Here is a 13821-nt window from a genome sequence, read left to right on the forward strand (position 1 = left end):
ATTTTAACGATATCACTCTTATTAAGAAATGTTTAACTCGAACTGCTGAAAATTTAGGAAACTATGTTAATAAATTAGATCTCTCATCAAAAAAACAGGCTAATGATTAATATTGCGATTAAGGGGATTGCTGCAAATGAAGTTATTACCGCACTATCTGAGGGATTAGATAGTGATTGGAAAAATAATTACGGAGAGTACTCCCTGAATATTAAAGCAGATAAAGGAGAAGGGTTTATCTCAGGAATAAACTTCCCTAATGGAGTGGGATTATATAAATTTAACCTGAAACTTAATGATGAATATTGCCTGGACTTCTGTTCTAAACAGATACAGCCCTTTAAATTTATCTATCTAACAGCGGGGAAGATTCAGCATCAATTTAGAGATGAAGACTGTACTCACAATATTAAGGAGGGACAATCTTTAATTCTGGGAGCCAATTATAAAAGTGGAAATAAAATATATCTTCCAAAAAATGAAGATATCCAACTTATTTTATTAGATATCGACCGAAAAAAATTTGTAGAACAACTCACTTTTCCCCTTGAAGATATGGAGTACATCTATCACGATATTTTTGCCGATACAAACGCAATAAGAACCATTTATCATCATACCCAATATAGCCTGAAGATGTCTCACCTGGTTAACGAACTGAATACCATAAATTTAAAAGGTATAGAACGAACCAGTTTCCATGGTGCTAAAGCATTAGAACTTCTAACTTATATGCTAATGCTATATAAAGACGATTCTCAAAATAAAGATCATCAAAATATTCTTAGACAGGAAGACCTAAAAAAAATAAAGCATGTTATTATCAAAATTGACAGGAATATTGAAGATGTAGGTAACATTACTTCAATGGCTACCGAGGCAGGAATTAGTGAAACTAAACTTAGGGAAGGCTTTCAAATTCTTTTCAATAATACAATCCACGGCTATATCCAGGAGAGAAGACTGGAATACGCTATGAAATTATTACTGAAAAGTGACAAAACTATTAGTGAGATTGTATATGCAATTGGCTTAAACAGCCGGAGCCATTTCTCCAAAATTTTTAAAGAGCGATATGGAGTGCCTCCAAAAACTATACGTCAAAATAATAAGCAATGATAGTAAACCCGACCAACGAGGGGTGGGAAATATTTTCTCATTCCAGCCATGGCTTGTTAGCAGGTAAAATTGCAAATGAACTCCAGGATAAATACAAGAATAAAAACTGGGTAGCTACTCTTGCAGCAATCATTGAACACGATGATAGACAATTAGAATTTGATGAGAAAAATTATTTAACTAATACCGGTGCCCCTAAAGATTTTTTACTTGAAAAGAGAAATGTTGAGGAGATAATAAAACGTTCAAAAAGATTACTTCAACAGGCTGAAGGAAAATCTACCTGGATCGCTATGTTAATTGTTCATCACTTAATTTTCATCTATAAAGAAATGGCCAGCGAGAAAAAGACAATTTCAAATTTCCTGGAAAAATTAGAAAAAAAAGAGCAACAATATATTAAAAACCAAAACCTTAGTTGGGAGGAAGTAGATTCAATTTATCAGGTTATGGTCTTTTCAGATAGGTGCTCTTTAATTCTCTGCCAGAACGCCGTACCTACTAAAAGCAGGCTACTGGAAGTTAACACAAGTATTAATGATCAAACTTTCTGGATTTCAGAAAAATCAACAAAAGAACTAAAAATAGAGCCCTGGATTTTTCGGTCCAAACATTTTACCATAAACGCAGAATATAAAATGATAGAAAAAAATTCTTTTTCTTCTAATAAAGAATTTAAAAAGCTCCTTGAAGCCAGTAAAGTAAAATTTAAAACCTGGAATTTCAGCAAATGATCTACATATTTGCTTTTATTAAAAGAAATAATTGGATTAAGCAAGCTTATGTTTTATAACTCTGAGATTTGTTTCTATTGGTTAAGAAAACACCGAAGAAAACTACTAATATTCCCACGACATCCATAATTTTTATACTATCCCCAAAGGCCATCCAGGCCATGAACATCGTTACAGGTGGACCAAGATAAAATAGACTTGCAACCTTAGTAGCGTCCAGCCTATCAATTAACTTCAACATCACAATATATGCTCCTAGGGAAACCGCCAGCACTAGCCATACCATTGCGAATGTAAATTTCGGAACCCACTTAGCCTCTAAATCTTCAATAAAAATGGCTGGGAAAGCTAATGCAAGCATTGTAGCTAAACTTTGGTAAAAAAGGGTTTGGGCTATTGATAACTTTTCTTTTTTATTATTAATATCAATCTTTCTTTGAATCAAAGTCGCAATTGTAATTGCTATAACGGAGACTAAGGGTATAAGATAGCCGAAAATTGCACCCGACTTGTTAAAATCTATTCGAAAAGCTACCGTAATTATCACACCAATAAAGCCTACTATTAATCCCACCCATTGGTATAAATTGGTTTTTTCTTTGGTAACATAGCTGGAAAGTGCACCCGTGGCTAGAGGCTGCAGTGCAACAATCAAAGCCACAATACCTGCCGGCACCTCAGTATCCAGAGCTAATAACACACAGGTTAACCAAACGCCGTGAGCTAGAAAACCAATTAGCATATTTAAGCCTGTCACCTTCCACCCGAACCATTTAAACCTTTTTCTTACTAGTAAGTATAAAGCCAAAAGAAAAGTGACTGCCAGATATCTTAGAAAGATTAAGGTATATGGACCTGTATAGGGAAGTCCATACTCAGCTCCAATAAACCCAGAATTCCATAATAAGATGAAAGCTACTATTAATAAAATGGTACTTCTTTTCATATCAGGTATTCAAATTTTTTCAGGTAATTCAATCTCTAGAATTCCGAAATTGAATAGATCTTAATAGCTAAATTAAGACTTAGAAAAAGGCATCATGGAGGAGAAGCTGCTAAAATATGCATAACAACATTTTAAACATTTCTTAAAATAAATACAAGTCAATTATAATTGTAGATTCTTGACTCTGGAAAAGAAAAACGTATCATCTTCCTTCGTAAATCTAACTGGCAAACCAGAAAAGTATCTTTACTAAAGATGGTTTATGAAATAATATGAGTATGTAGTTCGAGAAATTCAATCTATGGCTAATTGGAAATCATAGTATTATAAAAGTTCTTGAATCTAAAAGAACGCAGTGATATATTAGTCCTTAAGTGAGAATTATAAATTATAAGAACTCCTCAAATACAATCCCCATCTGTAGCACAAGAATCTCCTTCAGTAGTTTTTAGATTGTTCTTGTAAGCTTGATCTTCATTCCATGCTTTTTCAAGGGTTTGTAGAAAGGCTTCTGAAGGCTGGGCACCAGAAATACCATATTTATCATCAATAACAAAAAAAGGCACTCCCCTAACTCCAATATTCCGCGCTTCTAGTTCATCCTGTTTAACCTCATAACCAAAAGCATCAGAGGCCAGGGTATCCTTTATTTCTGTACTATTTAATCCAATTGAGCTAGCTAATCCTTCTAAGACTATGGAGTCATCTATATTTATACTTTCAACAAAATGAGCTTTAAATAGTTCTTCCTTTACTTCATTATCTAATCCTTTAGATTTGGCTAATTGAATGAGCCTATGCGCCTTATAGGAGTTAGCCAAAACCGAATTTTCAAGATTAAAATTGAGGCCTACTTCCGCAGCCATTGCCTTGGCTCCACTAAACATTTGTAGCGCTTGCTCTTTGCTTACACCTTTCGCCTTTGTAAAATAATCCAGCATGCTTACATTGGGGTCTGTTTTAAGTGTAGGATCCAGCTGATAACTTTTCCATTCTACTTCTACCTCATCTTTACCTTGAAAATCTGCCAGGGCATTTTCAAATTTTTTCTTTCCTATATAACAAAACGGACATCTAACATCCGACCAGATTTTAACCTTCATATTCCTCAATTTCTACAATTAGACGTGATATTCAAATTAACTTTCATTTATAAAGTGTTTTAAATATAGATAACTATTTGCGATTCGATGATCTACATTTTTAAATTTTGTTAACACAAATTATTCAATACTTATTAAAATTAGCTAAAGGTTAAATGTATTTATTGATCTCTTTGCAAGTACTATTAAAAGTTGGTGTTAAATAACTATTTCGAGAATAGGATTTCCTTTTTTCCGATTAATTTAGAATTGTTTAATCATCTAATTATTCTCGTTTTGAATCAACAAGAGCTAGAAGACTTAAAGGAGATTTATATTCTTAACTATAAATGGGGAGTATTTTATAAGCAATGTGTGCTAACCGCAAATAAACCATTCATCAAAGAGATTTATAAAAAGTTGATCTGCCAGAAAAAGAACTTTATTAATCTCTTACAATCTCAAATGCTTAAAAAAGTAGATAAAGATTATCTTCAAAAATTACATTTAGAATGCAGGGAGGAGCTAAAAGTTTTGCAACAAAAATTCCCTCCTGAATTAAATAATAAACACAGCTTATTATGCTGTCACGTAGAAAAAAAATTACATCAAAAATATTGCGACTCACTTGGGAATATAAAGGATGGTAAAATTAGGGCTCTTTTATTATCCCAAAAACATCAGTTAAACTTAATATTAAAAGAGACAGAAAAAATTGAAAAGTATTTAATTTAAGGCTTTTAGGTAGAAAGATGCTAATGAAGTAGAGAATTTAAGGGGGTTTCTTTTATTACGTCTTTTTACCTATTTTTTTAATTTCATTTTTAGAACAAGCATATTAAGGTAATTAGTTGCTTATACCCCTAAGTAAAAAATAAAATGACTCTTTTAAAAAAAAGAATAAATATTAAGCAGTTTTAAAAGTATAAATTTTATTTACTAAATCTGATAAGGCTAACATTTCAGTTTCTGTCTGTACATTGTAACGCTTATCAGTTTTTAAACTCCATATCCATTCTTTACTTGCCGCATCTACATAAACATCTGGCGGAGAACTAATAATTTGGGTATCTTGATTTCTGAATTGTTGCACAATAAGATCATTTTCTTTGTCGCCATTATTACGCAGGCTTAGCAGTCCTTTTTCCCCGTGAAAATCGGCTTCCATAACCTGGGGTTTACTCTGAGGAAGATTTGTAGAACATCGCAAATTAATTAAGATCCCTGTCTTTGTGATTAAAGTCACCAAAAAATAATCTTCACATAAGGGTGGTAAAATACGTTCGATCTTTTTTCCATTTTTATATGGTATAGCATTCAGGTAGCTTATTTCAGGATAATTTAAAACCTTTAAAGCAATATCTAACATATGGATTCCCGTATCCATAAACGCGCCATAAAAGTTCGTCTTATTGCTTTTACAAAGATTTTTATTTAGTTTTTTATTCTTATAAAAAGTAAGATCTATCTGGCTAATTTTCCCCAGACTTCCTTTTTTAATATTTTCATTGAGTTCTAAAAATGCCCTGGTAAACCGAAGTGGAAGATCAAAACATATTAAAATATTTTTGCGCCTCGCCGTTTCAAATAAAAGTTTTAGACCTTCTTTTTGATTCAAGAAATTAGCATTACAAAAAAAAGACTTGGTAATATCTAATTTCCCCTGATACTTTTTAAGTTTAAGATCAAGAAAATCTGCTAATACAATTCCGTTTCTGGCTTTTTTAAAGAAATCGCTTTCCAGGGAGTAAAAGTTCTCATTAGGAATAATTTCTAATAATTCCTGGCGGCCTCTAATTTTCTGGTCAAGGACTATAAAATTAATATCCAGTTCAGAATTCCTATTAAGCCTTGAAATACCCTCAGTACCCAATCTATCGGGGCCAATTAAGCCAATATTTACCCGTTCCTCATGCTCAACCATGCTATGTAAATTTAAAGCATTATTCCGGTGCCTCCAGGTCATTTAAACCTTAAGAATACTGCGATAAATTAAAAGTAGCTACAAGGAGAAAAATTATGTATAACAATTAAAACAAAGTATAACAAAATTGAAAATACAATAGCAAAGCTCTATTGATGTTGCTGTTTCTTTTTAAATTCAATTGGGGTAAGACCATACCGCTCTTTAAAAATTTTCGTGAAGTAACTTTTACTATTTATACCAATTTTATCTGCTATTTCTCCAATTTGAAGATCGGTATTAGATAGAAGTGTCTTTACCAGCCTAAGTCTAAAATCAATAATATAGTTATGAACTGTAGACCCATAAAGCTTTTTAAAACCGTATTGTAATTTGTTTTGATTAAGACCTACTAATTTAGATAGTAATTTAACATTCAACTCTTTTGAGATATTCTCTTCTATATAAAGAACAGCTTCCCTAATAGCACCAAGTTCATATTTGGTTAAAAGTTTGGAGTTTTCTTCGCTTTTTTTAGAATCCTCATACTGTAAAATTTCTTCTGCCAGCATTTGTACCGTAAAACCTTCTAAAAAAAGTTTTCTTATAAAATCTCTATTTTTATAGGTATTCATTTCATTAAAAATATCTGCAATTTTTAATGAGTAATAACCTTTATCATAAAAAGTATTTTTCGCTTCTATGTCGTTAAATACTTTACTTAAATCTGAATCTACTCCTTTTAATTCACAAGAGATTTTATCTTGATATTTTTTCCTATCTAATTCAATACTGGAAAAGCAGGTACTCTTCCCTTTACTAAATTTTAGAATGTGTCCATTTTTTTCTTCACTTGCAACGATAGCGTGTTGGTATTGATCTATTACATGACTTTCGTCTTCATTAGAAAAACGATGTTCCAAACTACCATTTAAAACATATATAAATTTTAAGGAATGTATATTGCTTTTAACTAAACGGATTTCGGTATCCTGATAAAAATTACAATTATATTGTAGCAGGCCTAACCCATTCTCAAACTGTATACCCGAAATATCTCCTTCCCCGATTGAAGAAGGCAATTTCACTTTATATTCATTACAAGATTCTACCACCCTAACATTGAAAAACTTACCTAAGTCAAACAAAATCTCGTCTACGGGGATGGCGTTAATATTAATTGCTTGCAAAAATGTATGTTTATGGTGTTTAAATAAGGTACAATTTTTATATCAATCACTGGGAAGTTCTATTCTTTTTCTAAAGATAGAGGGAGAAATCTGATATTTTTCCTTAAAAAGCTTTGAAAAATAACTATTGCTATTTAAACCTATATTTAATACTATTTCTGAAATACTATCATCTGAATGAATTAAAAGATCAGAGGCTTTATTCATTCTAATATTTCCAATAAAATTGTGCACGCTGGTTCCATATAGGCCTTTAAACCCGTGCTGAAGTTTATTACTATTTAGTCCCACATGTTTTGCAACCTGCGATACCGTCATAATTTTAGAAATATTTGATTCTATATAAAGTGCTGCTGTATGAATAGCCTTTATCTCATAAGATGAAAGATGAACTTTTTTATTTTTATTCTCAACATCTCTTATATATTGAACCAGGTGGGAATTAATCAACTCATGGGTTTTAGCTTCTAAATAAACTATTTGTTCAAATGAGGTATATTCTCCTATAAATATACTCTTTAAAATATCTGCAATAGCAAGACTATAGGATCCAGTATGAAAGAAAAATGAATCGCTTTTTCCCTCATCCAAAATTGATTTCAAATGTCTGGTTATTGTATTTGAATATTTTTTTCTATTGCTTAAATAAGCCGATTTGGAAACGCTAATTATATAACTGCTGTAATTTTTTTTTGCTTCTAGCTTTACACTATGCGCTCCTCCCATATAAGATGAAGAAATGGCGTGTTGAAATTGATCCAGTTCCTGCCAGCACTCTTCATCTTCAATTTTATGATGAATAGAACTTTTATAATTGTATATAAAATTTAAAGAATTTGTGGCCTCATTTTGAAATCGCAACACTACCTCATCGTTAAAGCATCCATTTAAATAGATAAGCGAGATATCATTACAAATATCCAGAGCCAGTAAGTTACCTTCCCCAATATGTTCAGGAATATCCAAAATGGGGAGTTTATAATTACTTTGTTCAACTCTAAAGTATTTTACAAATTTTTCAAAAGTTTTACTCGCAGGAAATATAGAAATCTTTATAAGCTTCAACTATTTTTTTTAATCATCGAAATTATAATTTTAAAACACTTCATAATAGGCGTGATAAGTAATAAAAGCAGTTTTGTTAATTTTTATGGCATTTTTAATATTGCTCTCAAATCCAGAATATCATTATTTAATTGAATTACGAAATTCTACCATTCTTCTAATTCACAAAAATGCTAGGCGAATGAAAATTATAATGCTTTTGTAGTTATCCTGATGGAAGTTATAGATCGTTTCGAATAATTAATCAGGCTGACAGATAAATCTTCTAATACCACTCTTTTACGTATGTTGTACCAAAACAAAAAAGCCGACTCTTTCAAGTCGGCTTATCCCTTTGTGCGGGCGAGAGGACTCGAACCTCCACACATTGCTGCACTAGATCCTAAGTTCGATTTGAATAGAAACCAAAAGAAATCAAAAGAATACAAAATACTGATTTACTGATGTTTAACCACTTAACAGATATCAAATAAACCCAAAACAATCCAAGAAATGTGTTACCTATGTGTTACCCAGAATGATTATCTTAGTATTTTCAAACAAGAAAATTATGGTTCATCTCAAAGCAATTTTGCATCCTAAAAAGTTAAATAAGACTGAAATGATTTATCGGTTAGCATTAAGAGTAACCAGTTTCCGTAGACGCAGCTATTTTCATCTTGGTTATAATATTGATCCAAAGGATTGGGATGAGAAAGCAGAAAAAGTAAAGAAATCACATCCTAAATACCAGCATTTAAATCGGCTAATCAGGAAAAAATATGATCAACTAGATGATATTATCTATGAAGCAGAGCGTAATAAAAAGCAATTATCTGCAAAGCAAATAACAGATAAGATAAGAAGTAATAAAAATAATAATTCCTTCTTCGCTCTTGCCAAAGAACATGTGGAGGATTTAGAAAAATCAAAAAAATTTAATCGCGCTATTTCCGATCGTTCTAAAGCAAAAATTATTAAAGAATTTACTAAAGGAAAAGATGTCTTATTTCCGGAAATTGATGAAAGTTTTTTAAGGCGTTTTAAAGTATATCTTAAAAATGAAAAAAACAACTCAGAAAGATCTGTAATGAATTCATATGTGTTTATTAGATTGCTATTCAATAGGGCTATTAAAAGGGGTATAATAGACCAAACTTTTTATCCTTTCGGTAGGGGTAAAATACTTATAAAATATCCCGAATCATTAAAAATAGGATTAACTGAAGAAGAAATTCTTAAAATTGAACAATTAGATTTACAAAAACATACTCCCCTTTGGCATACAAGAAACATATTTTTATTCTCTTTCTATTTAGCAGGAATCAGAATAACAGATTTACTTCATCTAAAATGGAATGATATAGTAGATGACAGATTGTTTTATAGAATGAAAAAAAACGCGAAATTAGATTCGCTCCGGCTTCCTGAGAAAGTAATTGAAATTTTAGATTTCTATCGTACCGATCAGAGATCTTATGCTGATTTTATTTTTCCTGAACTTAAAAAAGTGGGAGGAGATGAAACCAAACAAAAATATAGTGTAATAAAGAGTGCTATAAAAAAACATAATTCTAATCTAGAGGATATAGCTGATCTTGCAGAAATAGATAAAAAAATCACCAATCATATCGCCAGACATTCTTTTGGAAATATTGCCGGAGATAAGGTGTCCCCACAAATGCTTCAAAAACTATATAGACATAGCAGCTTGAGTACTACAATTGGATATCAGGGTAATTTTATACACGCTTCCTCAGATCAAGCGCTAGATGAGATTTTAAAATTTTCCAACGGCAATAAGATTAATTAGACATTTTTATTTGGATTATTTTCTTTTAGAATTAAACTACAAGATTGAAATACCTCTCCTTGATATTCTGAAAAATTAAAAACTACACCTATATTTTCTTTTCATTATCTTTAAATAGTTAATAGAAAACAAGGTACGATGTTTTTGGAGCGCATTGCTATTTTCACTATCCAGCTAAGGGCTAAGCTCCAGGATTTTTTTAATTATCTCCTAAGGGAAACTGATTCACAACTGGGCCAAATTTTTTTTACCTGTAGTATTTTAATTTTTACAGCACTCCTCCTTTATGTCTGGATTATTCCGTTTAGCCTGTGGTTTCAAATCTGTTTTACGATCATTTACCTCTTTATTTCCCTAGTATTTATTTCAGGAATATATTTTATCGTAAAAAGAAAAAGGATCAGGACTAAATCGAATTCTTTTGAGGTATATACCTTGGATCACGATCTAACTTCATTTCACCATTTTAATCTGAAAGTTATTCCGATTACAGAAGAAAAGACTCAAACAATTTTTAAAGCATTCTCGGGGAATTACTTTACCAGTGGAAATTATCGAAGTTTTCAATTTCTAATTCAGTTGAAACCGGTAGTTCCTGAGAAACGTCTGCAATGGGTTGATCTTTCTCCCAGAAGACCGAAACAAGTCAACCGGCAAACCCTACTGGAATTTTTAAGCCATCTATTTATCGGTTTTAAGAACCTGGACAACCAGCAGATTATCATATTTGTCGAACAGTATTTTCAGCTTAAAAATCCGAAGGGAAACCTTCAACATTTATCTACAAAAAACATTTCAGACTGGCGAACCAATGAAGCTGCTTACCTTAGAGGTATTTCTGAAATTTTTAAAAACCTATAGGTAATTCCTTTACTATTACCAGTTACCATATTGATTTACAGAGATTTTAATCATTCATTTGTTGCCATAACCTAAAGACAACCATTGTGTTGGCTTATAAAAAATATCAATTATGAATGATTTACAATTAGAAGATCGATTGATGCGTATGGAGCAAATGCTCGCCGCAAACAAGGAAGTACTAACCTTTGATGAAGCCTGCCTGTATTCCGGGATTTCGAGAAGCTATATGTACAAGCTTACCGCTAAAAACCTTATTCCCTATTCCAAACCACGGGGAAAGTTGATTTATTTTGAGAAAAGCAAGTTGAACGCCTGGCTGCTTGGCAACCAAAAATCTTAAGGAGATGAGTGGTTACGAATTTTCAAGGGCGTGGTTTGATTTCAGTTTTAATCATCCTAATAAGGTTAAACCCGTCCATACCGCTATTTATTTTTTTGCCATAGAACGCTGCAATAGGTTAGGCTGGAAAGAAAACTTTGGTTTTCCAACCGATCTGGCAATGGAAGCTTTGGGTATCAAGAATTATAAAACTTATATCCGCGCCCTTGAAGATCTCGTGGATTGGAATTTTATCCAATGGATACAGAAAAGTAAAAACCAGTATACTGCTAATGTCATTGCTTTGGTAAAAAATACCAAAGCACCACCACCCGAAGCATTGGACAAAGCATTGCACACAACAGTGTCTGAGCAATGCTCAAAGCAAGTCCGAAGCATTGCGAGTATAGATAAACAAATAAACTTATTGAACTATGAAACTTTAAATAAAAAGCCATTTCTGAAAATTGATAAGTCTGAAATTCCAAAAGATCAGCTTGGATATTACCAGTGGGCACTTAAGTTTCATCAGCTCTTTTTAAAAAACTTAAAAAATAAGGGTGCACCAACAAAAAAAGTAGAAATGAACAGTTTCAAAAATTGTCTTGATCCTATCCGGCTGATGCTGGAGAAAGATGGTGTTTCAGAAGATCAATTGCTACTTGCCTATGAATTACTGAATGGTTCCGAGGAATTTTGGAAAGGAATTATCCTAAGCACCCATAAACTCAGGGAGAAAATTGGACAGCTAATCGCCCAGGGAAAAAAGCCGGTGAAACTAAAAACGATGGACCTCCAGGTTCAGCATAAAATTCAAAGTTATGACTAGTTTTCCTTTACAAGATATTGTTGGGCAAAAAAAGGCCCCACGGACCAAACAACCTCCAGTTATCAAACAGCTATTTTGGAAGTTGTTTTGTAATCACTTTCCGGGATATCAAATCACAGAAGAAAACCAGCACATCATCTTTAGTATTTTTCGCTATTTCTTACAACAGTAAGATTTCAATGAATATGGGCTCATAAAAAATAAACCGGGCCTCGATAAAGGTCTATTAGTATATGGCGACTACGGTGTGGGGAAATCCACGCTTTTTGATGCTATTCATCACATTGGAAGAATAATTCTGAAGCAAACCCGAAGTACACAACTTTGGTTCCCCCGTATCTCAACTGTTCACCTGCTTACAAGGTATTACGAATCGCAACAGAATAAAAACAGCAATTTTAAACTGGAAGATTATTACCGCGGAAAACTTTACCTGGATGATGTGGGTAAAGAAGACTAAGCCTATAACCGAGAAGAGATCATCGGAAAATTGCTTTTTGAAAGACACCGTAAGAAATTAAAAACTTTTGTGACCACCAATGAAAACCCTTCGGCTATAGCAAAACGGTACGGAAATCATTTCGGTGATCGATTACCGGAAATGTTCAATATCATTAAATGGGAAGGTAGAAGTTGGCGAGAATGATTGGTACTAAAAAGTCCTCACCACATTTTCCACGCCTTCGCAAAAGCTACAGCTTAGGAAAAAGAGGTTCGTCCAAAAAGAGGCTTCGAAAGTAAGCCAAAAAAAGAGTTTGATAGCCTGATTTTAGAAGCTGAGAACTAGAAATTGATCTAGGGAAATAAGATTTTACTTACTAACTTTTTTGACATACCTCCTCAAGAGATTTTAGCCTTAAAAAGATTTAAGGAAAAAGTAGTCAAAGATGAATTTTAGAAAATTTAAAGGAGTTCCAAGGCTAATCATTAAGCACATGATTTTAGAGATTTAGTGATGTGAAAAAGCTATTTAAATTTTAGAAGCGAAGCTGATGGAATTTGAATAGCAAGAGGGTAACCTGCTAAAGCAAGGTTACAATATTCAAATTACTGATATTCAGTTGTTTATGATTTTAAACACTTAAAACCCTGGTGTATAAACAATTAAAATCATTTGTTAGCTACTGAAAACAGGGAAATAATCTACTGTACATAATAGATATTTGGGAGCCATACTTTAATTTAAAATACTGTTTTTCAGTGTTTTATAAATTATTAAAAATATCTAATAAATGATCGATGGAGCAAAAACCAGCTCTTTGGTCTGAAGAAGCCCTGCAGCAAAGAAAAAAATTACTGTAATGGAAACAAATAAAGATAAAAAAAGCCTGTTTTCTGCAATTAGTATTAATCGTATCACGGCAGCACGATTTCGTAAGTTTTCGAAAAATATAGCTCCCTCTCATTCGGAAAGCCTGGATGATATGATGGACTTTTTTGAAGCCACAAAGATTCATCCCAGGAGTCCAATTTTTAGGCACTATATTGGGCTTTATAATTATGTAATTGGCCGATTGGATTTTATTATTGCCCTGCTTAGGGAGCACGAAGAAAAATATCATAAACCTACCTATAATATGCTTGCAGGACTTTTTGATAAAGCTGAAAAAATGGAGGCTAAAACAAGACCACTGGAGGAAACAAATATTAGAAGATTGACCAGGGAGGAATGGGAGCTGGAGGATGGGAAAGTTTCGCAGGAGGAATACGATTTGCTTAAAAGTGCACGTCAAAAAGATCGAAGGGAATTTTCAGAAATGTTATCTAAAATTATTAATGGGATAAATAAAGTAGAACCTACTTTTGGTAAGCCTTATTATAAAATAGATATTGATTTCACTCAACTAGATATTCTTAAAAGGCGATATGAGGATAGGTATCTATACTAAATGCCACAACGCCCCTATGCTTTTTTTACTTTACGCTTAACTTCCCGTATACTATAAAAAAAGCATAGGATCCGGCGAAAGTTATGGTA

General features: G+C 32.5%; 14 protein-coding genes. 9 read left to right on the forward strand and 5 right to left on the reverse strand.

Annotation, left to right across the window (positions count from 1 at the left end; genetic code table 11):
• Nucleotides 1-102: 102 nt before the first annotated feature.
• Nucleotides 103-1119, forward strand: coding sequence for an AraC family transcriptional regulator (locus tag FG27_RS03425; RefSeq protein ID WP_037315531.1), 1017 nt, complete (start codon nucleotides 103-105; stop codon nucleotides 1117-1119).
• Nucleotides 1116-1853 (forward strand): DUF3891 family protein, encoded by a 738-nt coding sequence (locus FG27_RS03430; RefSeq protein WP_037315534.1) that lies wholly within the window; start codon nucleotides 1116-1118, stop codon nucleotides 1851-1853. Before FG27_RS03425 ends, FG27_RS03430 begins: the two co-directional genes overlap by 4 nt.
• Before the next feature lie 46 nt (nucleotides 1854-1899).
• Here the strand turns inward: FG27_RS03430 and FG27_RS03435 are convergent, their stop codons facing one another.
• Nucleotides 1900-2799 (reverse strand): DMT family transporter, encoded by a 900-nt coding sequence (locus tag FG27_RS03435; RefSeq protein WP_037315536.1) that lies wholly within the window; start codon nucleotides 2797-2799, stop codon nucleotides 1900-1902.
• Nucleotides 2800-3200: 401 nt separating this feature from the next.
• The gene (locus FG27_RS03440) at nucleotides 3201-3902 is read right to left on the reverse strand and encodes a DsbA family oxidoreductase (protein WP_037315539.1); all 702 of its coding nucleotides are present in this window, start codon (nucleotides 3900-3902) and stop codon (nucleotides 3201-3203) included.
• A gap of 276 nt (nucleotides 3903-4178) precedes the next feature.
• Here FG27_RS03440 and FG27_RS03445 point away from each other — a divergent pair, with 276 nt between their 5' ends.
• Nucleotides 4179-4616: a hypothetical protein gene (locus FG27_RS03445; protein WP_156101186.1), complete on the forward strand. Its 438-nt coding sequence runs from the start codon at nucleotides 4179-4181 to the stop codon at nucleotides 4614-4616.
• A 172-nt stretch (nucleotides 4617-4788) separates the two neighbouring features.
• On the opposite strand, the gene FG27_RS03450 is transcribed toward FG27_RS03445, so the two are convergent.
• The 3 genes from FG27_RS03450 to FG27_RS03460 all read right to left on the reverse strand — a co-directional run bounded on the left by FG27_RS03450 (nucleotide 4789) and on the right by FG27_RS03460 (nucleotide 8039).
• Nucleotides 4789-5805: a Gfo/Idh/MocA family oxidoreductase gene (locus FG27_RS03450; RefSeq protein ID WP_156101187.1), complete on the reverse strand. Its 1017-nt coding sequence runs from the start codon at nucleotides 5803-5805 to the stop codon at nucleotides 4789-4791.
• A gap of 149 nt (nucleotides 5806-5954) precedes the next feature.
• Complete coding sequence (locus FG27_RS03455; protein WP_037315548.1) at nucleotides 5955-6974, reverse strand: AraC family transcriptional regulator; 1020 nt, start codon at nucleotides 6972-6974, stop codon at nucleotides 5955-5957.
• 42 nt (nucleotides 6975-7016) lie between these two features.
• Complete coding sequence (locus FG27_RS03460) at nucleotides 7017-8039, reverse strand: AraC family transcriptional regulator (protein WP_037315551.1); 1023 nt, start codon at nucleotides 8037-8039, stop codon at nucleotides 7017-7019.
• A 550-nt stretch (nucleotides 8040-8589) separates the two neighbouring features.
• On the opposite strand from FG27_RS03460, the gene FG27_RS03465 reads away from it, so the two are divergent.
• The 6 genes from FG27_RS03465 (at nucleotide 8590) to FG27_RS03490 (ending at nucleotide 13732) form a co-directional block, all read left to right on the forward strand.
• Entirely contained in the window at nucleotides 8590-9831 is a 1242-nt protein-coding gene (locus FG27_RS03465) for a site-specific integrase (RefSeq protein WP_051935740.1), read from the forward strand.
• A gap of 435 nt (nucleotides 9832-10266) precedes the next feature.
• Nucleotides 10267-10692 carry a hypothetical protein gene (locus FG27_RS19095; protein ID WP_156101188.1) on the forward strand — a complete coding sequence of 142 codons (426 nt, stop codon included), beginning with the start codon at nucleotides 10267-10269 and terminating at the stop codon, nucleotides 10690-10692.
• A 112-nt stretch (nucleotides 10693-10804) separates the two neighbouring features.
• Entirely contained in the window at nucleotides 10805-11035 is a 231-nt protein-coding gene (locus FG27_RS03475) for a helix-turn-helix domain-containing protein (protein WP_037315562.1), read from the forward strand.
• 4 nt (nucleotides 11036-11039) lie between these two features.
• Entirely contained in the window at nucleotides 11040-11843 is an 804-nt protein-coding gene (locus FG27_RS03480) for a hypothetical protein (protein WP_156101189.1), read from the forward strand.
• 247 nt (nucleotides 11844-12090) lie between these two features.
• Nucleotides 12091-12303 (forward strand): hypothetical protein, encoded by a 213-nt coding sequence (locus FG27_RS03485; protein WP_037315568.1) that lies wholly within the window; start codon nucleotides 12091-12093, stop codon nucleotides 12301-12303.
• Nucleotides 12304-13144: 841 nt separating this feature from the next.
• Nucleotides 13145-13732 (forward strand): BfmA/BtgA family mobilization protein, encoded by a 588-nt coding sequence (locus tag FG27_RS03490; protein ID WP_037315570.1) that lies wholly within the window; start codon nucleotides 13145-13147, stop codon nucleotides 13730-13732.
• Nucleotides 13733-13821: the final 89 nt, after the last annotated feature.

Origin of the sequence: Salegentibacter sp. Hel_I_6, from assembly GCF_000745315.1 — a bacterium.
In the GTDB taxonomy this organism is placed as follows: Bacteria; Bacteroidota; Bacteroidia; order Flavobacteriales; family Flavobacteriaceae; genus Salegentibacter.

Coding starts and splice junctions, on each gene's coding strand:
- FG27_RS03425 (WP_037315531.1), top strand. CDS start 103: ATGATTAATATTGCGATTAAGGGGATTGCTGCAAATGAAGTTATTACC.
- FG27_RS03430 (WP_037315534.1), top strand. CDS start 1,116: ATGATAGTAAACCCGACCAACGAGGGGTGGGAAATATTTTCTCATTCC.
- FG27_RS03435 (WP_037315536.1), bottom strand. CDS start 2,799: ATGAAAAGAAGTACCATTTTATTAATAGTAGCTTTCATCTTATTATGG.
- FG27_RS03440 (WP_037315539.1), bottom strand. CDS start 3,902: ATGAAGGTTAAAATCTGGTCGGATGTTAGATGTCCGTTTTGTTATATA.
- FG27_RS03450 (WP_156101187.1), bottom strand. CDS start 5,805: ATGGTTGAGCATGAGGAACGGGTAAATATTGGCTTAATTGGCCCCGAT.
- FG27_RS03465 (WP_051935740.1), top strand. CDS start 8,590: ATGGTTCATCTCAAAGCAATTTTGCATCCTAAAAAGTTAAATAAGACT.
- FG27_RS03475 (WP_037315562.1), top strand. CDS start 10,805: ATGAATGATTTACAATTAGAAGATCGATTGATGCGTATGGAGCAAATG.
- FG27_RS03480 (WP_156101189.1), top strand. CDS start 11,040: ATGAGTGGTTACGAATTTTCAAGGGCGTGGTTTGATTTCAGTTTTAAT.
- FG27_RS03490 (WP_037315570.1), top strand. CDS start 13,145: ATGGAAACAAATAAAGATAAAAAAAGCCTGTTTTCTGCAATTAGTATT.